The sequence below is a fragment of the Agromyces humatus genome, from assembly GCF_021228295.1.
Classification (GTDB): domain Bacteria; phylum Actinomycetota; class Actinomycetes; order Actinomycetales; family Microbacteriaceae; genus Agromyces; species Agromyces humatus.
Map to the genome: position 1 here is coordinate 82,267 of NZ_JAJQPD010000012.1, position 19,935 is coordinate 102,201.

The following is a 19,935-nucleotide window of genomic DNA, read 5'->3' on the forward strand; positions in this document are numbered from 1 at the left end:
GAATCGTCGACGAACCGCAGCCCGAAGGGTCGGCTGAACTCCCGCGGACGTGCCGCTCAACCCTCGATGAGCCCGCGGATGTCGTCGGCCGAGAGCGACTCGCTGAAGAGGTCGTCGTCGTCCATGAGCGACGACACGAGCGCGGCCTTCCTGGCCTTGAGCGCCATGACCTTCTCTTCGATCGTGCCCTCGGCGACCATCCGGTAGACCATCACGGTCTTCGCCTGGCCGATGCGGTGGGCGCGGTCGACCGCCTGGGCCTCGCTCGCGGGGTTCCACCACGGGTCGAGCAGGAACACGTAGTCGGCCTCGGTGAGGTTCAGCCCGAAGCCGCCTGCCTTCAGGCTGATCAGGAAGACCGGGGCCTTGCCCGTGCGGAACCGGTCGATGACCTCGCTGCGACGCCGGGTCGACCCGTCGAGGTACGCGTAGGGCACGCCCGCTGCGTCGAGTCGGGCCGCGGCGAGCTGCAGGAACGACGTGAACTGGCTGAACACGAGCGCCCGGTGGCCCTCGGCGATGACCTCGTCGAGCTGTTCGAACAGCGCGTCGAGCTTGGCCGACGGCACCTCGGCGTACTGTTCGCCGTCGATGAGTCCGGCGTGCAGGCTCAACATTCGCAGCAGTGTGAGCGAGCGGAACACGGTGAACCGGTTGCGTTCGAGGTCGTCGATGAGGCCGAGCAGCTTCTGCCGCTCACGCTGCAGGAACGTGTCGTAGATGCGTCGGTGGGCCGGGTCGAGCGCGACCGTGAGCACCTGCTCCTGCTTCTCGGGAAGCTCGGGTGCCACGAGCTCCTTCGTGCGGCGCAGCACGAGCGGGCGGATGCGTCGCCGCAGGCGCGCGAGTCGCTCGGTGTTGTGGTCGTTCTCGATCGGCCGCCGGTAGCGCTCGGCGAACGCCCGCGCCGACGGGAACAGTCCGGGCGCGACGATCTTCATGAGGGCCCAGAGCTCCATCAGGTTGTTCTCGACGGGCGTGCCGGTGACCGCGAGCCGGAAAGGCGCACGGATGTCGCGTGCCGCGGCATTGGCCTTCGACGCGCCGTTCTTCACGAACTGGGCCTCGTCGAGCACCAGCCCGGCCCAGTCGAGCGCGGCGAACGCGTCGGCGTCGAGCCTCAGGATCGCGTAGCTCGTGACGACGAGGTCGGCACCCGCGGCGATGTCGGCGATGCGGCGCCCGCTGGCGGCCTGGGTGGCGCCGACCGTCGCCACCCGCAGTCCGGGCACGAAGCGGGCGGCCTCGGCCGACCAGTTCGACACGACCGAGGTCGGGGCGACGACGAGGAACGGCGGAGGCGGGGCATCCGACTGCTCGAACACATGCGCCATCAGGGCGAGCGTCTGCGCGGTCTTGCCGAGGCCCATGTCGTCGGCGAGGATGCCGCCGAGCCCATGCCGGTGCAGGAACGCCAGCCAGCGGAAGCCCTCGAGCTGGTAGGGCCGCAGTTCGAGCGCGAGCCCGGCGGGCGGCGCGACCGGCTCGATGCCGCCGGGATTGTTGAGGCCGGCGACCGTCTCGCGCCACGAGACCGCCGACTCGGACTCGTCGGCGAGGTCCTCGAACTCCGACCAGAGGCTCGCCTGGGTTCGGTGGATGGCGACGCCCGTCTCCCACTCGTGCAGCGATCCGGCCTCGTCGATCAGCTCGCGCAGCGGCTCGAACACCGGATGCGCCAGCGAGAGGTAGCTGCCGTCGATGAGCAGCAGCTTTTTGCGGCCGTGCGAAAGGGCACTGAACAGCGGCCCGAACGGCACCTTCCTGCCCTCGACGGTGACGATGACGCCGAGGTCGAACCAGTCGGTGCGCTCGCTCTCGACCGCGCTGACGGTGAGCTTGGGGGCCTCGACGAGCTCGCGGTAGGCGGGTGCCTCGCCCACGGTCTCGACGCGCAGTCGATCGAGCTCGGCGAGCCGCGGCAGCAGGCGGGCGCCGAACTCGGCCGCCTCGAGGCCCCGCAGCGCCACGCCCGAGCGCAGGCTGGGGTCGGAGTCGCGGGTCAGCAGAGGCGCACCGGCAACGTCGTCGGCGAGGATGGCGACGGCGCGGGCGGCGACGGCGCGTTCACCATCGGGATCGTGGAACTCGGCGTCGGACGCGTCGACCGGGAGCCGATCGCCGCCGTCGCGCTGCCACGCCCATTCGAGCCGCATCACGTGGTTCGGCTCGTGCGTTGCGGTGAGCACGAGCGTCGCGGGTTCGAGCGGCGGCAGCTCGAAGCTCGCGTCGTGGCTCTCGACGCGCAGCGAGCGGGCGAGCGTCGAGTAGTGGTCGGCGACGAAGGATGCGACCTCATCGGCGGGGATGCGCACGGGCTCGCTCCGGGTGATGGCGACGCGCTGCGCCTCGGTGAGCCGGCCGCGAAGCGGGGCGAGCACGATCGACCCCCGCGCGAAGTCGAAGGCGTAGACGCCGTGCGTGCCGATGAGCCGCACACGGTCGGCCGCGACCGAGGTGTCGTCGATGCGCACCATCGCAGCGAGCAGGAGGTCGGCGTCGCCGTTCCCCGCCGACGCGTCATCGCCGCCGGGGTGGCCGGCGTGGTCGCCGTCGCGCGACGCGTCGAGGCCGATCGATGCGTGCGACGCCACCCACACCGTGGATCTGGCGTTGGTGCCGACGAGCGCGATGCCGAGTGACGACGCCTGCTCGAACAGCGCCCAGAGTGTGGGGCTCTCGAACTCGTCGAGCGAGATCCAGGCCGACCCGTAGTCGGCGAAGCCCGCGTGACGGGCGCCCTTCAGCGCCGAGAACTCGCCGAACCATCGTGCCTGCGCCGGATCGAGCCCGTTCGCGGCGCCCTGGAAGCCGACGTTCTGCCACGTGAGCGAGCCCTTGATCCACCCGCCACGGCTGCCGCGGGTGACGGGGCGCACCGCCAACCGATCGACCGACGCCTCGCTCACCGCGGGCGCGTCGCGCGGACCCTGCCAGCGGTTCGGCCCGCGCGAGACCCGCTCGCGCAGTTCGAGTTGCAGCGCGAGCGGCGCCGTGGGCGTCGGGGGGGCGGCGTGCCCGCCGCCCGCGAGTCGAGCGAGCTCGGCCCGCCAGTCGGCGGCTGCGGGAACCTCGGGTGCGGAGCGAGCGGCATCGGCTCGCCGGCGTTCCTCGACGTGACGTTCGCCGCTCGCCAGCAGCACTGCGGCGACGTGCTTGCAGTTGAGGCTCACCGGGCAGCTGCAGCCGGCGCCGAGGATCGACACCCGATCGGCGCGGCCGAGGTCGAGGTTGACCTGCACGCGGTACGGCGAGGGAGCCGTGCCCTGCACATCGGCCGTGAGTCGGAACCGCGCCGGATCCCACGCGAGCGAGCCGACGTCGCCCGCCTTGAGGATCGTGCGCCCACGGCTGAGGGCGAGCGGCCCGACGAGACGCGCGACCTGCAACTCCTCGATGAGGGGGAACGCGGGGTCGACAGGCATCCTTCAATGCTCGCATCTTCCGGTGACCTCGCGCACATCGGCGGTCGCTCGACGCTGCGCGATCGCCTTCACCGGAGCATGATGGTCGGATGGACCTCCCCGTGATGCCGCCGGTCGCGCCGATGCTCTCGAAAGCCGTGAAGGCGATCCCCGATGTCGGGCACGTCGAACCCAAGTGGGACGGATTCCGCACCATCGTGTTCAAGGACGGCGACGAGGTCGAACTCGGCAGCCGCAACGAGCGCCCGATGACCCGCTACTTCCCCGAGCTCGTCGAGGCGCTGCGGCAGAACCTGCCGGCCCGGTGCGTCGTCGACGGCGAGATCATCCTCGTGCGCGAGGGCCAGCTCGACTTCGACGCCCTGCAGCAGCGCATCCACCCGGCCGCGAGCCGCGTCAACATGCTCGCCGAGTCGACGCCGGCGTCGTTCGTCGCGTTCGACCTGCTCGCCCTCGGCGATGACGACCTCATGGACCGGCCGTTCGGAGAGCGGCGCCGTCTGCTCGTCGACGCGCTCGCCGAGTCGGGTGCGACCGACCCCGTGTTCGTCACGCCCGCGACGGCCGACCTCGCCGAGGCGAACGACTGGTTCACCCGGTTCGAGGGCGCCGGCCTCGACGGCGTCGTCGCCAAGCCGCTCGAGGGCACCTATCAGCCCGACAAGCGCACCATGTTCAAGATCAAGCACGATCGCACCGCCGACTGCGTGGTCGCGGGGTTCCGCTGGCACAAGTCGGGCGGCATCGTCGGCTCGCTGCTGCTGGGGCTCTACGGCGACGACGGCCGGCTGCATCACGTCGGGGTCGCGGCGTCGTTCCCCATGGCGCGGCGCGCGAGCCTGGTCGGCGAACTCGAGTCGCTCGTCGAGACCGACCTGTCGCACCATCCGTGGGGCGAATGGGCCGACCAGGAGGCGCACGCGAACACGCGCATGCCCGGCGCCGTGAGCCGCTGGTCGGCGGGCAAGAACCTCTCGTTCGTTCCGCTGCGCCCCGAACTGGTCGTCGAGGTCGCCTACGACCAGATGGAGGGCGACCGGTTCCGGCATACGGCGCAGTTCCGCCGGTGGCGCACCGATCGCACGCCCGAGAGCTGCACCTACGACCAGCTCGAGTCGCCGGCCGGACTCGACCTGTCTGAGATCCTGCCGGTGCGCCGCTGAGTCTGTGCGCGCACGGTTCAGCGCGCACGGATGCCGCTGCTCGCCACGCTCAGAGCACGGTGCGCAGCCCTGCCGACAGTGCGGTGTGATGCTCGAACACGAGGTTGGTCTCGGTGAGTGCGACGGCGGGGTTCGCCGAGAGGTTCTTCAGCACGAACTCGCGCACGTGGGCGCTGTCGCGCACGCGCACGTGGATGAGGAAGTCCTCTGAGCCGCCGAGGAAGAAGAGCTGCGCGACCTCGGGCTGGGTGCGCAGCTCGTCGGAGATCTGCTCCATGAGGTGCCGCGCTCCAGGACGGATGCGCACGCTCACGAGCGCCTGCAGGTGGTAGCCGAGTGCCTCGGGGGCGATCTCGGCGGTGTACCTCACGATGACCCCGCGCTCGCGCAGCGAGCGCACGCGGGCGAGGCAGGTCGACGGCGAGACCCCCACCTCGCGGGCGAGGTCGACGTTCGGGATGCGGGCGTTCTCATGCAGGCGGGCGATGATCTGCCGGTCGATCGCGTCGAGCGCGTATGCGGTGGGATCGGCGCCGGGTGCGCTGATCTGCGGTGAATCGGTCAACAGAACGCCCTCGATTCGCATGACTGCAACAGATTTCGCAATTCTACCGAATTATCGACGGTGAGACTTTCGTATCGGCGAACAAGCGGCGAAAATTGTCAACAACATCCACACAGTCTTCGGAGTAATCATGCACATCGGTGTGCCCACTGAGATCAAGAACAACGAATTCCGCGTCGCCATGACGCCCGCGGGCGTGCACGCGCTCGCGACACGCGGCCACCGCGTCGACATCCAGGCCGGAGCCGGCGCGGGCGCCGGGTACTCCGACGACGAGTACGCCGTCGCCGGCGCCACCATCGTCGCCACGGCAGAAGAGGCCTGGTCGGCCGAGCTCGTGCTCAAGGTGAAGGAGCCCATCGCCGCCGAGTACGGCTTCCTGCGCGAAGACCTCACGCTCTTCACCTACCTGCACCTCGCCGCAGACCTGCCGCTGACCCGGGCGATCCTCGACTCCGGCGTCACCGCGATCGCCTACGAGACCGTGCAGCTGCCCGACCGGTCGCTGCCGCTGCTCACGCCCATGAGCGAGGTCGCCGGTCGCCTCGCGCCACAGGTCGGCGCGGCCGAGCTGCTCGCCTCACGCGGCGGTCGCGGGGTGCTGATGGCCGGCGTGCCCGGCACCAGCCCGGCGAAGGTCGTCGTCATCGGCGGCGGTGTCGCAGGCGAGCAGGCCGCCGCGACCGCACTCGGCCTCGGCGCCGACGTCACGGTCTTCGACATCTCACTGCCCAAGCTGCGCGAGATCGACGCCCGCTACGACCACCGCATCCACACCCTCGCCTCGTCGCCCTATGAGATCGCCCGTCAGCTGAAGGACGCCGACCTCGTGATCGGCGCCGTGCTCGTTCCGGGCGCCGCCGCGCCCAAGGTCGTCACCGACGAGATGGTCGCCGGCATGAAGCGAGGCTCGGTGCTCGTCGACATCGCGATCGACCAGGGCGGCTGCTTCGAAGGCTCGCACGCGACGACCCACGCCGACCCGACGTTCCGCGTGCACGACGCGATCTTCTACTGCGTCGCGAACATGCCCGGCGCGGTGCCGGCGACCTCGACCCCGGCGCTCACCAACTCGACGCTTCCGTACACCCTGAAGATCGCCGACCTCGGCTGGCAGGCAGCGCTGGCCGCCGACCCCGCGCTCGCCAAGGGGCTGAACGCGACGGGCGGGCACCTCACCAACGAAGGCGTCGCCGCCGCGCACGGTCTCGAGTACTCCGCCGCCGGCTGAGGGCCCGACCGCGCGGTGCACCGACCGCGGCGATCTCGTTGGGAGTCTTAGGGTCGCAGTGCCTCGATGACCTTCTGCACTCGCCGCGTTCGGGTGTCGTCAGTCTTGGCGGTCTCAACCGACTCAGCGTGTGCGCGCTGTCTGCTGTACGAGAGCGTCGACCAGGCCTTCGCTGCCGACGGGTCCGTGTCGAGGGCCGCCGCAAGTTCTGTGGGAATGTCGACGGTGCGCGGTGCGTCGTCGACTTCGAGGGTGACCTCGATCTCGTCGCCCGCGCCGCGGCCGGTGGCGGCCCGGGTTTCGGCGTTGAACGAGATCAGGAATCGGCCGCCCATCGATGCGATCGAGTTTCGGTACGTGTAGCCGCCGTCGATGGTGACGACGACGGGCACGCGCTTGCCGCGGCCGAAGCCGAGCACGATGTCCTCGGGGACGACGATGCCGACGTTGTTCCCGCCGGTTGCTCCTTCGTGAATATCGATACAGCTCTCGCGCCGGGTCATCCGTTCAGCGACGGTGCGCGTCAGGATGCGGGACGGTGCGATAGGCGTAGAGGGATGCGCCGAGCAGCCACGCGAACCCGGCCACGACCGAGATCCACAGGAAGAGCACGCCCAGGGGTGAGGAAGACAGTGCCGCGCCGCCGACGAATCCGGCGACGATCGCAACTCCGCTGACGATCGAGAGCACGAATGCGGTGCGGGAGCCGCGTGAGCGCGCCCATGCGGCGACGATGAATGCTGCGATGCCGAGGGTGAGGAATCCGATGGCGCCGAACGCCAAGTGCAGCAACGCGCTGAGCGATCCGTCGCCGCTCGAGCTGCCGGGAGGGAATCCCGCCATCGGGTCGGGTGGGAAGATGCCGCTGCCGACCAGGCACAGTCCGTAGATTCCGAGCAGTGCGCCCACCCATCCGGCTCGTGTGTTGGGCGTGACCGCTCGGGCGAAGCCGACCGCGGCGGCGATGATCATCAGGCCGGTCAGGATCAGGTTGGCCGTCTGGATCCAGCCGGTGTCGGTGAGCATCAACAGGCTGAGCGCATGTCGGCTGAAGTCGAAGCCTGGCTTGAGCGCGGCGTGTACCACCGCCACGATCAGGTAGAAGGGTCCGGCGACCACGCCCCAGCCGAGCAGGGAGCGGGTGACGGCTGCGCGGAGGTCGAATCCCTCGGCCTTCCGGCCGTTCGTCGTGGTCATGGGGTCCCCTTCCTGGATGTGGGCTGGTAGTGCAGGATGACCACGCCCGAGTCGTAGCGGCGCACGTCTGCGAGTTGGAATGGCATCTGGGGTGCGTGGCGAGAGATGAGGTCCGCCAGTTCGGTAGCGCCGACGAAGAGTGGGTGCACCCAGATCTGCAACTCGTCCTCGACCCGCGTGGCCGTGGTGTTGTTCCAGGCCGGGCCGGAGAGGCTGTCGGAGGCCACGAACTTCGGCAGGGTGTTCATCCGGTCGGCCATGCCGGTCTCGTCCGTGAGATTCGGCCACACCTTGCGTCGCATCGGTTCTCCTTCTAAGGGGTGGGCGGGATGTTCTGGTTGAGGTGGAAGACGTTGCCGGGATCCCAGCGGTCCTTCAGAGCGGTCAGGCGGGCGAGCTTGGCCTGCGGGTACGCCGCGCGGATGCCGGCCGCACCCTCGTCCGTGAGCACGTTGACGTACGCGCCGCTGGCGAAGGGGGCCAGGCGTGCTGCCGAGGTCCGTGCTCGCTCGATCCGTTCGGCATCCTCGGCGGGATCGGTCCAGCGGGTCGCGGCGACGTACTCGAAGGAGGTGTCGCGATGGCTGAACGCTGTGTCTTCGTCGGGCACATCAGCGATCGCGCCGCCGTAGGCCTGCAGACTCGCCGCCACGGACGGGTGGTGCTCGAGCAGCGCGTCGAACGCTGCGTCCGGCAGCTCGCGAAAGTAGTGCCCCTTCCAGTAGCGGCGCACCGCGTGGCCTTCGACGGTGTCGTCGCGTCGCTGCAGTTCGACGTAGGAGAGCTCGGCGATCCGCTCCTCGGCCGGACGGCCGAGACCTTGCAGCTCGCGGGCGTGAAGCCGGCCGGCCTCCGGGTCACCGACCCACACGAAGCCGACCGTCACGATTCCGTCGATCAGGGTCGCGGCGAAGGTGGCCTGTCGAGGCGCTGCGGCGTTGAGGTCCCGCCATCCGGTCAGGACGCCGGCGGCACCCTCGACTGGGAAGTCGACCTCGACGCTGAGGGCACGGGTGCCGACGGGGTGGAGTGCGAACTCGAACTCGGTGACGATCCCGAAGTTCCCGCCGCCGCCGCGCAGCCCCCAATAGAGCTCGGGATTCTGATCAGCGGAAGCGTGCACCAGATCGCCATTGGCGGTGACCATCTCGAACGAGACGACATTGTCGCAGGCCAGGCCGTGTTGCCGCGCCAGCCAGCCCATGCCGCCGCCGAGCGTGAGCCCGCCGACGCCGGTGTGCGACACGTTGCCGGCCGTGGTAGCGAGGCCGTGCTCCTGTGCCGCAAGGTCTAGGGCGCCGAGCAGCGCGCCGCCTTGCACCCATGCCCGCCGTCGTTCGGGATCCACTCGAACGGCCGCGAGGGGGGTCAGGTCGATCATCATGCCGCCGTCGGGCGCGGACAGGCCGAGAACGCTGTGCCCACCGCATCGGACGCCGACCTCGAGGCCGAGCTCGCGGGCTGCACGCACGGCGACCCGCACGTCGCCGACGCTCGCGCACCGCACGATCAGTTCGGGCCGGCGGTCGACCATGGCGTTCCAGACCCGGCGCGCGTGGTCGTAGCCGGGATCGTCGGGCAGCAGCAGCTGCCCGTCGAGGTCGGCAGAGGACAAGATCGTGGTCGTCATGTTGTGGCTCCCCTCCGCACGCACGGGTTCACGTGAGACGAGCCGGATTCCTTGTCGTGGTCGACGATGTCGAAGTGCCGGCGTTCCATGTGGTTGACAACGCCGTCGAGGGTGACGATCGTGGAGTCGATGACTGCTCGCATGATGCTGTTCCTTCTCGTGATTCGCGTGCCTCCATACTCGGTCGAGCGGTGATCCCGGTGAAGGTCCACCCGGGCGGCTGGATAGTGGACCACTTCGACCTCCCCGAGGCCGTCTCGGGGGTGGTCCGCTGATGGCGGTGCGCTGGTCGGGACCGGCACCGGAGTTGCTCATCCCCCTCGAGCGTGGCGGCGGCCCTCTGACTGCCCAACTGCAGCGCGAGCTTCGACGCACCATTCGCGACGGCCGCCTCACCGCAGGAGAGCGGCTCCCGTCGTCTCGCTCGCTCGCTGTTCACCTGGGCGTCTCGCGCGGGCTGGTGGTCGAGTGCTACGAGCAGCTCGTCGCCGAGGGATACCTCGTGACGGCGGCAGGCTCGGGCACCCGGGTTGCTCGGGAAGTCGCGGAGGCGACTCGCGAGCCACCGACGGCGGAGGCGGAGGAGCTGCATCCGAGGGTGGACGTCGATTTCGAGTACGGCATCCCCGACCTCGCGTCGTTCCCGACGCACGATTGGCTGTGGGCGATGGCCGAGGCGGCCCGAACCGCGCCGAACGCAGTCATGGGCGACGAACACGGCGCCGGGTCGCCACGGCTCCGAAGCGTCGTCACCGCCTACCATCGCCGAGTCAGAGCGGGAACCGCGGATGCCGGCCACGCGGTCATCGTCGGCGGGTTCCGGCACGGCCTCAACCTCGTGTTCGGCGCCCTCGCGCGGCGCGGTGTCGACCTGGTCGGACTTGAGAATCCGGGCCCTCTGGAGCACGACGTCATCGCCCGGCGGGCCGGACTCAACCCCGCGCCGGTGCGGGTGGACGCCGACGGTGTCGACGTCGATGCGCTGCGCCGATCCGGTGCCCGCGCCGTGCTTGTGACGCCCGCCCACCAGTGCCCCACCGGTGTGGCGCTCACCCCGCGGCGCCGACGCGAACTCATCGCATGGGCAGAGTCGGTCGACGGATGGATCCTCGAGGACGACTACGACGCGGAGTTCCGTTACGACCGCCAGCCGGTGGGCTCGCTCCAGGGCCTTGCACCCGAGCGCGTGGTCGCCCTCGGGTCGGTGAGCAAGACCCTGGCGCCGGGGATGCGGATCGGCTGGATCCTCGCCCCACCGCAACTCCGCGATGACCTCGTACGGGCGAAGCAGTTGTCGAGTCGCGGCGTGCCGGCCCTCGATCAGCTCGCCCTCGCCGAGCTGATCGAGTCCGGCAGGTTCGACCGGCATCTGCGGCGGATGCGCACCGTGTACGCCGCCCGCCGGGCGGTGCTGGTTGAGGCCTTAGCCGAACGTCGGCCCGATCTCGCCCTGGAGGGGCTCGTTGCGGGATGTCACGCGGTGCTCCGGCTTCCGGATGGCGCGGACGAGGCCGCAGTCGCCGAAGAGGCGCTCACGGCATCGGTGATGGTGAAACCCCTCGGGGCGTATCGCCTGCCGGACCCCCTTGATACCGGGCCGCATCGTCCCGCGCTGGTGATCGGCTTCGGGAACGTCGATGAGACGCGGATCAGGCACGGTGTGCGGGTACTCGCCGGAATCGTGCCGTAAGGCCTCGGGGCGGGTTGCCCTACCCCTCGGATCCGGCGAGTGTCCAAGGCAAGCCCGCCCGGTGCCACTCGACGATGCCGCCGTCGATGTTGACGGCGTCGAAGCCCTGCGCCTCGAGGTACTGCGCGGCCTGTGCGCTGCGTCCGCCGACGTGGCACAGCACGTAGACGGTGATGTCGCGCGGCAGCTCGTCGATGCGCGAGACGAGCTCGCCGAGCGGAATGTCGATGGTGCCTTCGATGTGCGCACGCTCGTGCTCGCGCGGCTCTCGCACGTCGAGTATGACGGCGCCGTCGACCGCGTGCACGTCTGCTGGGCTCATTGAGCGCATCGGGATTCCTTCACGTAGGGGTGATTCGAGGCTACCTCGGGTCGCGACGTCCCGGGCCTGCTGCGCAACACGGGGCAGGGCGGAACCGGGACGGATGCGGCGATGCTTCCGAGGATTTCGCGGGTTTCGACTTAGGGTGTCGGTGTGTGGCGGCTGGATCGGAACGACGACGAGGGTGAGTTCCTCGACGCTCAGACCGATGCCGCCGCCGACCAGCTGAACCCGGATCCCATGCCTGAGCACACCACGAGCCCCGACGGACTGAGCCTCGGCGACCCCGAACTCGTCGCGGGCAACGTGGCCGAACCGGCGTGGCGGCGCTGGAACGCCGAGCTCGCCACGGTCGGCGGCCGGTCGCCGCTCGTGCGTTTCGTCGACACGCCGCGAACCCGCATCGAGCTGTCCACGACGCACCCTGGTGGTCTGCCGCAGTTCATCACCGGCAGGTCGACGCTGCTGTCGAGCCTGATCCGCGATGAACTCGCGCTGCGCAACGCCCGACTCGCGGCTGCCGAGATCACGCAGAAGGGCATCGAGCTGCGTTCGGTGCGCGGCATCGAGTCGGTGCACCTCGCCATCGGCCTCGCGTCGTGGCGCAATTCGGGCGCAGACTACCTGGCACCCGTGCTGCTGCGGCCGCTCGCGATCCGTCGCTACGGGCGCGACTTCGAACTCAAGCTCAAGGGGCAGCCGTTCCTGAACCCGGCGCTCGCGCGTGAGCTCCGCGAGCAGTTCCAGATCACGCTCGACGCCGACGCGTTCGTCGCGCTGGCGATCACGAACGGCATGTTCAAGCCCCAGCCGGTCATCGATCGGCTGCGCGGCCTCACGAGCCACCTGCCCTGGTTCAGCGTCGCGCCGAGGCTCGTCGTGTCGTCGTTCGCCGAGGTGGGTCCCGCGATGGCGGCGGATGCCTCGACGCTCGACCACCCCGTCATCGATGCGCTCGCCGGCAACCCGGCCGCGCGCGCGGCCGTCACCGCGGCGCGCGGCGAGCGCGCCAGGCCGGTCGCCCAGGACGAGCGGCCGCCCTCGACCGACACGCTGCTCCTCGATGCCGATCCCGAGCAGGAGCAGGTCGTCGCCGAGATCGAGTCGGGGGCATCCGTCGTCGTGAAGACGCTGCCGGGCACCGGCGGAACCCAGACCATCGTGAATGCCATCGGCGCGCTCGTCGCCGGCGACAAGCGGGTTCTCGTCGTCGGTTCGCGCCGCGCGAGCCTCGACGGCATCGCACATCGCCTCGGGCAGGTCGGGCTCGGCGGGGCCGCGGTCACGACGCCCGGCCTCCGGCGAGAGCTCATCCAGTCGATCTCGCGCAATGAGAAGGCCGAGCGGCCTCGCGTGGCCGATGTCGACGACGCCCTCGTACGCCTGCGAAAGGTGCTGCTCGACTACCGCACGGCGCTCACCCGCCGAGACCCCGAGCTGCACGTGTCGGTGCTCGACGCGCTCGGAGAGCTCGCCCGGCTCGCGTTGTCGCCGGTTCCACCGTCGACCACGGCGCGGCTCGATCATCGGGCACTCGTCATGCTCGCCACGGGCCGAGACCGCGTCGCGCACGACCTCGCCCGAGCGGCCGCGCTCGGCGAGTTCCGCTACGGCCCCGGCGACTCGCCGTGGTACGGCGCCGCGTTCACCACCTCCGAAGAGGCCACGCGGGCGCACGAGCTCGCCAAGCGGCTGAGCGAGCTCGAGGTGCCTCGGCTCCTCGAACGCGGTCGTGCGCTGATCTCGCAGACCCGACTGCGCGAGTTCGAGTCGATCGCCGAGCTCGGCGTGTTCCTCAGGCTCCTCCTCGACGTGCGCGAGACCCTCGACCGGTTCCATCCGTCGGTCTTCGACCGTCCTCTCGGCGAGCTCATCGCCGCGACGGCGCCCCGCCGCGATTCGCCCGGCATGTCGGGTACGAACCGCCGACGGCTGCGACGCCACGCGCTCGAGTACGTGCGCCCGGGCGTGCACGTCACCGATCTCAACACGGCGCTTCGGGGAATCCAGCAGCAGCGCACCCTGTGGCACCGCTACTCCGAGGCCGGGGCGATCCCCGGTGTGCCGGTCGGCATCGACGACGTCCACGTCGCGTTCCAGCGGGTCGCGACCGACCTCGCCACCCTCGACGTGCCGCTCGGCGTCACCGGCACCCCGCGCCAGCTCGCCGCGCGCCCGGTCCGCGACCTCGTCATGACCCTTGCGGGCCTCGCAGCCGAGTCCGAGGTGCTCTCGAACCTGCAGGAGCGCACCGCGATCCTGGGCCGGCTGCGCGAACTCGGCCTCGACCCGCTGCTCCTCGACCTCTCGAAGCGGCACGTCCGCGAGGGCGGCGTCGCCGATGAGCTCGAGCTCGCCTGGTGGCAGTCCGTGCTCGAATCGGTCCTGGCAGGCGAGAAGGCCCTGCTCGGGGCGAACACCACCGTGCTCGATCGCCTCGAAGCCGACTTCCGCCTCGTCGACGACGCGCACGCGTCGGCCGCCGGGCCGCTGCTCGCATGGCGTCTGGCCGAGAACTGGAAGGTCGCGCTCGTCGACCACCCCGAAGAGGCCCAGGCCTTGAAGCGGATGCTCCGTGGCGACCGTGTGCGCGTCGAAGCGCTGCGCGAGGCGACGCCGCACCTGTTCCGGGTGCTCGCGCCCGTGTGGCTCGCGTCGCCGTACGAGGTCTCCGCGGTCGACGACGAGATCCGGTTCGACACGGTGATCCTCGTCGACGCCGGGGCGACGACGATCGCCGAGAACCTCGGGGCCATCCGCCGTGCGAAGCAGGTCGTCGCGTTCGGCGACCCCGTGACCCAGACGCCGACCCTCTTCGAGACGGGCATCGACGATGCGGCGCATCCGACCGAGCGCTCGACCGATCACGGGGTCGACGCACTGCACGCCGACTCGGCGCTCGCCAGGCTCGGCGAGCTCCTGCCGACGCTGACCCTCACGCGCAGCTACCGTGCGGGTGGCGAAGACCTCGCCGAGCTGGTCAACCGCCGCTTCTACGCCGGCCGCATCGTGTCGCTGCCCTGGGCCGGCAGCTTCCTCGGCCACGGCAGCCTCGGCCTGCACTACGTCGAGGGCAACGGCCTCCCCGATGCCGTGACGGGCACCGTCGAATCGACCGACTCCGAGGTCGCGAAGGTCGTCGAGCTCGTCATGGAGCACGCCGTCAAGCGTCCGCGCGAGTCGCTCATGGTGATCACCGCGAGCACGCGGCATGCGGCCCGCGTGCACCAGGCGGTGCTCGCGGCGTTCGCGAAGCGCACCGACCTGTCGGACTTCATCCTGAAGGACCGCGCCGAGCCATTCACCGTGCTCACGCTCGAGCAGGCGGTCGCCCAGAGTAGGGACCGGGTGATCTTCTCGGTCGGCTACGGCCGTACCCCCCACGGTCGGCTGCTGTCGAACTTCGGCTCACTGGGCGAACCCGGCGGCGACCGACTGCTGGCCGTCGGGATGACGCGTGCCCGTCGTTCGATGGACCTGGTCTCGGCGTTCCGGCCCGAGGACATCGACGAGGGCCGCCAGAGCCACGGGGTGCTCGCGCTCGAGAACATCCTCACGCAGACCGAGGCGCGCGCGGCCGAGTCCGGTGCGGGCGGCGTACCCGAATCGATGCTGTACGACCTCGGCAGGCGGCTCGAGAAGCGCGGCATCCGGGTCAGCGTCGGCCACCGCGGCCGGCTGGCGCTCGCGGCGGCGTACTCGGGCAAGGCCGTCGTCGTCGAGACCGACGACGCGCTCGCCGGGCTCAGCCTGCGCGAGTCGCTGCGGCTGCGCCCCGACGTGCTGCGACGTCTCGGCTGGCACTACCTGCGCGTGCACAGCTTCGAGCTCTTCGGCAACCCCGACGCGGTCGCGGCGCGAGTCGCGGCGCTGCTCGGCAAGCCCGATGCGCCAATGCCGACCGACGATGAGAGCGCCACCGCACGGCGATGACCGACGACGCGACCCCGCCGCGACAGCGGATCGAGCGAGCCCCCGGCCGGGCCCGGCGTGCCCGGCTCACCCCCGCGCCGGGCACCGACCCGTCGCCCGAGGCGCCGGTCGCGCCCGACCCCGAGACCGCCCCCGAGACCCCGGCGGCGACGAAGAAGGGCCGGCCCGGGTCATCCGACGATGATCGTCTGACCCGGGACCGGCCCCCTCATTGGAAGCAGACCTAGTCGGTGTGACCCGTGACCGGGCCCTTCATTGGAAGCAGACCTCGTCGGTGTGACCCGTGACCGGGCCGCGCCGCTGCTGGAAGCAGACCTAGACCTCGTCGGTGTGACGGCCCGACGCGGCACCGCGCTGCTCGGCGAGCAGGTCGCGGATCTGCTCGAGCAGCTGGGTCTCGCTCGGCGGCTCGTCGGTGGGCTCGCCGGCAGCGATCTTGGCCTCCTGGCGCTCGCGGTACTTGTTCATGGGCAGCACGAACACGAGGTACACGACCAGTGCGACCGCGAGGAACGAGATGATCGCCCCGAGCACGGCCCCGAACGTGAACTTCGCGCTCCCGATCTGGACGATCGCCGCGGTGTTCAGGCTTTCGGCGTTGAACAGGAGGCCGATCAGCGGATTGATGAGTCCGCCGACGATCGCGTTGACGACCGCGGTGAACGCGGCACCGATGACGACCGCGACGGCGAGGTCGATGACGTTGCCGCGTGTGATGAATTCCTTGAAGCCCTGCAGCATGTTGCCTCCCAGTTCGCCGGGACGCGGCGGGTGCGACCCGTGCTCACGACACGTTAGTGGAAGATCCGCCCTTCGACGGGGAGGAACTCGCGGAAGTCGCGCCTGAGGATGCGCCACCCGAACCCGGGCCCGAGGAACCCGAGCCCGAGGAACCCGAGCCCGAGGAACCCGAGCCCGACGCGCCGCCGCCGGACTCCGGCTTCGATGAGCCGCTGTCGCCGCGCGAGTCGGTTCGGTAGAACCCCGACCCGTTGAACGTGACCCCGATCGTGTTGAAGAGCTTGCGCAGCTTGCCGCCGCACACGTCGCACACGGTGAGCGAGTCGTCGGTGAACGCCTGGTGGATGTCGAAGGCGTTGTCGCACTCGGTGCAACGGTAGGAATAGGTGGGCATGGGATCACTCCGATCGGGGACCGGCGATTCCGGTCAGAACGCGATGATGCGCGTCGGCGTCACGACGCCGTTCACAGGCTGGTCGTGGACCTCGCGCGGCACGTGCTCGACGAACTCGCTGTCGTAGACCACGGCATACACCGGAGGACATTTTCCCATCGAACCGAGGGTCTTGTCGAAATAGCCGCGACCCCAGCCGAGGCGCATGCCGCCGGAGTCGATCGCGGCGGCCGGCACGATGATGAGGTCGACGTCGTTGATGGCCATCGGGCCGAGCAACTCGCCGGCGGCCTCGGGTGTGCCGTGCAGGCCCAGGGTCTCGACGTCGTCTTCGCCGACGGTCCAGTCGAGCAGGCCGTCTTCACGGGTCACGGGGAACAGCACGCGGATGCCCCGTGCCTCGGCCCAGTTCACGAACGGGCGGGTGTTCGGCTCGGACGGCATCGAGAGGTAGCACGAGATCGACTCCGCCTCGGTCGAGCCGATCAGCTCCTGCAGTCGCGAGGTGATGCCCTCGGTGGCCAGCTCGCGCTCGTGGGTCGACTGGTTCTGGCGGCGCTCGCGGAGCTCGGCGCGCAGGATGCGCTTCTGGACGTCGGGATCCTCGGGCATGGCACACATCCTAGGCCGCGCCCTCGCGGCGTACGCCGCGTCGGGACATCCGGATACGCTGTGTGAATGACGAAACGCATCACGAAGGCTGTCATTCCGGCGGCCGGTCTCGGCACCCGCTTTCTTCCCGCGACGAAGGCGATGCCGAAAGAGATGCTTCCCGTCGTCGACAAGCCGGCCATCCAGTACGTCGTCGAAGAGGCCGTGAACGCGGGCCTCACCGACGTGCTCATGATCACCGGCCGCAACAAGAACGCGCTCGAGAACCACTTCGACCGCGTCGCCGAGCTCGAGGCGAGCCTCGAGGCGAAGGGCGACACCGCGAAGCTCAAGAAGGTGAACGAGTCGACCGAGCTCGCCGACATGCACTACGTCCGCCAGGGCGACCCGCTCGGCCTCGGGCACGCGGTGCATCGCGCCAACATGCACGTCGGTGATGAGCCGTTCGCGGTGCTGCTGGGCGATGACATCATCGACGCGCGCGACGAACTGCTCACCCGCATGCTCGACGAGCAGGTCAAGCGCGACGCGTCGATCGTGGCGCTGCTCGAGGTCGACCCCGACTCCATCCACCTCTACGGCGCAGCAGCCGTCGAGCTGACCGACGACCCCGACGTCGTGCGCATCACCGGCCTCGTCGAGAAGCCCGCCAAAGAGGTCGCACCGTCGAACTACGCGGTCATCGGCCGTTACGTGCTGAAGCCCGAGGTGTTCGAGATCCTCGCGAACACGGCACCCGGCAAGGGCGGCGAGATCCAGCTCACCGATGCGCTCATGACCATGGCCGGCGATGTCGACGGCACCGGCGGCGTCTACGGCGTCGTCTTCCGCGGGCGTCGCTACGACACCGGCGACAAGCTCGACTACATCAAGGCGGTCGTCCAGCTCGCGAGCGACCGCGACGACCTCGGCCCCGAGCTGCGGCCGTGGCTCATCGAGTACGCCGCCGGGCTGCAGAAGGACTGACGATGCCCGCTGCCGCCGTGCCGACGCTGCGCGACGGCGATGTCACGCTCCGCCCCATCCGGGCGCGCGATGCGAAGGCGCTCGAGAAGGTCCTCATCGCCAATCGCAACTGGCTGCGCCAGTGGGAGGCGACCTACCCCGGCGGCGGCACGTTCATCGACACGCGGGCGAGCATTCGCAACCTGCTCGCGCACGCGCGTTCGGGGCACGCCCTGCCGTTCATCATCGAGGTCGACGGCGAGCTGGTGGGGCAGCTGAACGTGTCGTCGATCACGTACGGCTCGCTGTCGTCGGCGACGATCGGATACTGGGTGGCTCAGGATGTCGCGGGGCGCGGCATCACCCCCACCGCCGTGGCGCTCGCCACCGACTACTGCTTCGGCGTGCTGCGGCTGCACCGTATGGAGATCTGCATCCGACCCGAGAACGGCCCGTCGCTGCGCGTCGTCGAGAAGCTCGGGTTCCGGTACGAGGGGTTCCGGCGCCGCTACATCCACATCAACGGCGACTGGCGCGACCACTTCGCGTTCGGGCTCGTGGCCGAAGAGGTGCCGCGCGGAGTGCTGCGCCGGTGGCGCGAGGGCAGGGTCCAGCCTGATGTCGCGCGAGTCCCCGACGGTGATCGTGCCGCGTCGGGGTATCCTCTGCCGCTCGCCGATCGGTGAACACGCCTGCGCCTGCGAGGGCATGCGGACTCCGGTGTCCTAGCGTTGTCGCATGGATGTGATCGGTGGGGGGATCCTGGTCGCGGTGGCGGCCGCGCTCTGGATCGCGTACCTCCTGCCGAGCTGGCTCGGGCGCCGGCAGTACCTCGCGACCGAGCGCAACGCGGTGCGCCTGCAGCAGACCCTGCGCATCCTCGCCGAGACCGCCGAGACCCCCGAGCCTGTGCGCATCGAGGCGACGGCTCGCGAGGTCGTGTCGCAGCAGCGCATCCTGCACGAGCATCAGGAGACCGCCCGGCTCGCCGCCGAGGCCGCTGAGCAGCTCGCGATCGCCGAGCGGATCGAGGCCGAAGAGGCGGCCGATGCGGCGCGCGCGCGTGCGACGGCGACCCTGGCCGCGCACGCGTCCTCGACCGAACCCATCGCGATCGTGGCGAATCCCGCGTCGGTTGCCGACAACCCCGGCCCCGGCTCCGCGCTGAGGACCGCTCGTGCGGCGAGGCGTTCGCTTCGACGCAAGCGTGCCGCATGCTCGCTGACGTTCCTGCTCGCGTTGCTCACTGCGGTCGGCGGACTCATCGCGACGGCCTTCGGCGCGTCCCTGCTGATCGCCGCGAGCGCCGGGGGAGTCGCGGTCGCGGCGTTCGCCGGCATCGTCGCGCTCGCACGGGTGCGAATGCCGAGTGCGCCCGCCGTGGCGTCCGCAGACGTGGCGCCCGAGGAGTTCGAGCCGATCGAACTGCCGCAGGAGGAGACCGCCGAGGGCTGGACGCCGCAGCCGCTGCCGCGCCCCCTGCACCTCTCGCGCGGCACGATCGCGGCGACGGCGATGGCGTCGATCGAGGCGGCGGCAGAGCTCAAGCGGGTCGAGGCCGCGGCAGCCGTCGCCCGCCGCGCCGAACAGCTCGCGCCCGACGTTCCGAAGCTCCGCCCCGCAGCGTCCGCGCCGGCGCCGGCGCACGCGTCGGCGGCACCCAACGCGAGCGAGCCGGCCAACCCGTATGCGCGCATGGGCATCGTCGACGACGCCCGGCCGGCGTTCGACGACCTCGACGCCGTGCTGCGTCGTCGCCGCGCGGTGGGCTGAGCCCTGCCGCGAACGTTCCGGGGGTGCTTTCGCGCCGGAATCAGGCTCGAAACCCGCTCGAAATGGCGCGAAAGCACCCCCGGAACGTTCGCAGCGCTGGTCCGGACCACTCCTCACGGGATGATAGGCTCGTTCTCGCTCGGGCCCATGGCGCAGTTGGTAGCGCGTCTCGTTCGCAATGAGAAGGTCGGGGGTTCGAATCCCCCTGGGTCCACAGATTCCGAGGCCGGTACTCACTCGAGTGCCGGCCTTCGTGGTTTCCCGACGTGCTCACCCGCGCGCAGGTTCATGAGCGCGAACCGCGCCTGCCGGGC

19 protein-coding genes and 1 tRNA gene are annotated in these 19,935 nt (G+C 70.3%); 9 read left to right on the top strand and 11 right to left on the bottom strand.

All coding sequences use genetic code 11. The features are described from left to right. Positions 1–56 precede the first annotated feature (56 nt). Complete coding sequence (locus tag LSF15_RS17270) at positions 57–3,425, bottom strand: DEAD/DEAH box helicase (RefSeq protein ID WP_232499804.1); 3,369 nt, start codon at positions 3,423–3,425, stop codon at positions 57–59. A gap of 89 nt (positions 3,426–3,514) precedes the next feature. Between LSF15_RS17270 and LSF15_RS17275 the strand changes: the two genes are divergently transcribed. Continuing rightward, the gene (locus LSF15_RS17275; protein WP_232499805.1) at positions 3,515–4,588 is read left to right on the top strand and encodes an ATP-dependent DNA ligase; all 1,074 of its coding nucleotides are present in this window, start codon (positions 3,515–3,517) and stop codon (positions 4,586–4,588) included. Between the two features lie 49 nt (positions 4,589–4,637). On the opposite strand, the gene LSF15_RS17280 is transcribed toward LSF15_RS17275, so the two are convergent. Next, positions 4,638–5,153: an Lrp/AsnC family transcriptional regulator gene (locus tag LSF15_RS17280; RefSeq protein ID WP_232499806.1), complete on the bottom strand. Its 516-nt coding sequence runs from the start codon at positions 5,151–5,153 to the stop codon at positions 4,638–4,640. 130 nt (positions 5,154–5,283) lie between these two features. Here LSF15_RS17280 and ald point away from each other — a divergent pair, with 130 nt between their 5' ends. Beyond that, positions 5,284–6,384, top strand: a complete 1,101-nt coding sequence (gene ald / locus LSF15_RS17285; protein WP_232499807.1) for an alanine dehydrogenase — start codon at positions 5,284–5,286, stop codon at positions 6,382–6,384. A 47-nt stretch (positions 6,385–6,431) separates the two neighbouring features. Here ald and LSF15_RS17290 read toward each other — a convergent pair whose 3' ends face one another. The 5 genes from LSF15_RS17290 to LSF15_RS17310 are packed head-to-tail and all read right to left on the bottom strand — an operon-like array spanning position 6,432 to position 9,354. After that, positions 6,432–6,887, bottom strand: a complete 456-nt coding sequence (locus LSF15_RS17290) for a YdeI/OmpD-associated family protein (RefSeq protein WP_232499808.1) — start codon at positions 6,885–6,887, stop codon at positions 6,432–6,434. 4 nt (positions 6,888–6,891) lie between these two features. Continuing rightward, on the bottom strand, positions 6,892–7,581 hold the full coding sequence (locus tag LSF15_RS17295; protein WP_232499809.1) for a DUF998 domain-containing protein: 690 nt from the start codon (positions 7,579–7,581) through the stop codon (positions 6,892–6,894). Further along, complete coding sequence (locus LSF15_RS17300) at positions 7,578–7,883, bottom strand: dihydrofolate reductase family protein (protein WP_232499810.1); 306 nt, start codon at positions 7,881–7,883, stop codon at positions 7,578–7,580. Before LSF15_RS17300 ends, LSF15_RS17295 begins: the two co-directional genes overlap by 4 nt. Positions 7,884–7,894: 11 nt before the next feature. Further along, a complete protein-coding gene (locus LSF15_RS17305; protein ID WP_232499811.1) occupies positions 7,895–9,211 on the bottom strand; it encodes an FAD-binding oxidoreductase in 1,317 nt (438 codons plus the stop codon). Next, on the bottom strand, positions 9,208–9,354 hold the full coding sequence (locus LSF15_RS17310; RefSeq protein WP_232499812.1) for a hypothetical protein: 147 nt from the start codon (positions 9,352–9,354) through the stop codon (positions 9,208–9,210). Before LSF15_RS17310 ends, LSF15_RS17305 begins: the two co-directional genes overlap by 4 nt. 131 nt (positions 9,355–9,485) lie before the next feature. Between LSF15_RS17310 and pdxR the strand changes: the two genes are divergently transcribed. Then, the gene (pdxR, locus tag LSF15_RS17315; protein WP_232499813.1) at positions 9,486–10,901 is read left to right on the top strand and encodes a MocR-like pyridoxine biosynthesis transcription factor PdxR; all 1,416 of its coding nucleotides are present in this window, start codon (positions 9,486–9,488) and stop codon (positions 10,899–10,901) included. Between the two features lie 19 nt (positions 10,902–10,920). Here the strand turns inward: pdxR and LSF15_RS17320 are convergent, their stop codons facing one another. Beyond that, positions 10,921–11,223 carry a rhodanese-like domain-containing protein gene (locus LSF15_RS17320; protein WP_232499814.1) on the bottom strand — a complete coding sequence of 101 codons (303 nt, stop codon included), beginning with the start codon at positions 11,221–11,223 and terminating at the stop codon, positions 10,921–10,923. Between the two features lie 153 nt (positions 11,224–11,376). Between LSF15_RS17320 and LSF15_RS17325 the strand changes: the two genes are divergently transcribed. Both LSF15_RS17325 and LSF15_RS17330 read left to right on the top strand, forming a co-directional pair. Continuing rightward, a complete protein-coding gene (locus tag LSF15_RS17325; RefSeq protein ID WP_372460057.1) occupies positions 11,377–15,156 on the top strand; it encodes an AAA family ATPase in 3,780 nt (1,259 codons plus the stop codon). Next, positions 15,153–15,383 carry a hypothetical protein gene (locus tag LSF15_RS17330; RefSeq protein ID WP_232499815.1) on the top strand — a complete coding sequence of 77 codons (231 nt, stop codon included), beginning with the start codon at positions 15,153–15,155 and terminating at the stop codon, positions 15,381–15,383. The genes LSF15_RS17325 and LSF15_RS17330 overlap by 4 nt, the downstream gene beginning before the upstream one ends. An 88-nt stretch (positions 15,384–15,471) precedes the next feature. On the opposite strand, the gene mscL is transcribed toward LSF15_RS17330, so the two are convergent. Genes mscL through LSF15_RS17345 form a run of 3 tightly spaced genes read right to left on the bottom strand, consistent with a single transcriptional unit; the run spans position 15,472 to position 16,903 of the window. Continuing rightward, positions 15,472–15,897 (bottom strand): large conductance mechanosensitive channel protein MscL, encoded by a 426-nt coding sequence (gene mscL, locus LSF15_RS17335; RefSeq protein ID WP_232499816.1) that lies wholly within the window; start codon positions 15,895–15,897, stop codon positions 15,472–15,474. Positions 15,898–15,940: 43 nt separating this feature from the next. Continuing rightward, positions 15,941–16,291 (bottom strand): FmdB family zinc ribbon protein, encoded by a 351-nt coding sequence (locus tag LSF15_RS17340; protein WP_232499817.1) that lies wholly within the window; start codon positions 16,289–16,291, stop codon positions 15,941–15,943. 33 nt (positions 16,292–16,324) lie between these two features. Continuing rightward, entirely contained in the window at positions 16,325–16,903 is a 579-nt protein-coding gene (locus LSF15_RS17345; protein ID WP_232499818.1) for a 5-formyltetrahydrofolate cyclo-ligase, read from the bottom strand. A gap of 66 nt (positions 16,904–16,969) precedes the next feature. Here LSF15_RS17345 and galU point away from each other — a divergent pair, with 66 nt between their 5' ends. From galU to LSF15_RS17365, 4 genes are all read left to right on the top strand, one after another. After that, positions 16,970–17,869 carry a UTP--glucose-1-phosphate uridylyltransferase GalU gene (galU, locus tag LSF15_RS17350; RefSeq protein ID WP_232499819.1) on the top strand — a complete coding sequence of 300 codons (900 nt, stop codon included), beginning with the start codon at positions 16,970–16,972 and terminating at the stop codon, positions 17,867–17,869. 2 nt (positions 17,870–17,871) lie between these two features. Continuing rightward, entirely contained in the window at positions 17,872–18,534 is a 663-nt protein-coding gene (locus LSF15_RS17355; RefSeq protein WP_232499820.1) for a GNAT family N-acetyltransferase, read from the top strand. Positions 18,535–18,586: 52 nt separating this feature from the next. Then, entirely contained in the window at positions 18,587–19,621 is a 1,035-nt protein-coding gene (locus tag LSF15_RS17360; RefSeq protein ID WP_232499821.1) for a hypothetical protein, read from the top strand. A 141-nt stretch (positions 19,622–19,762) separates the two neighbouring features. Next, a tRNA-Ala gene (locus LSF15_RS17365) sits at positions 19,763–19,835 on the top strand. Positions 19,836–19,935: the final 100 nt, after the last annotated feature.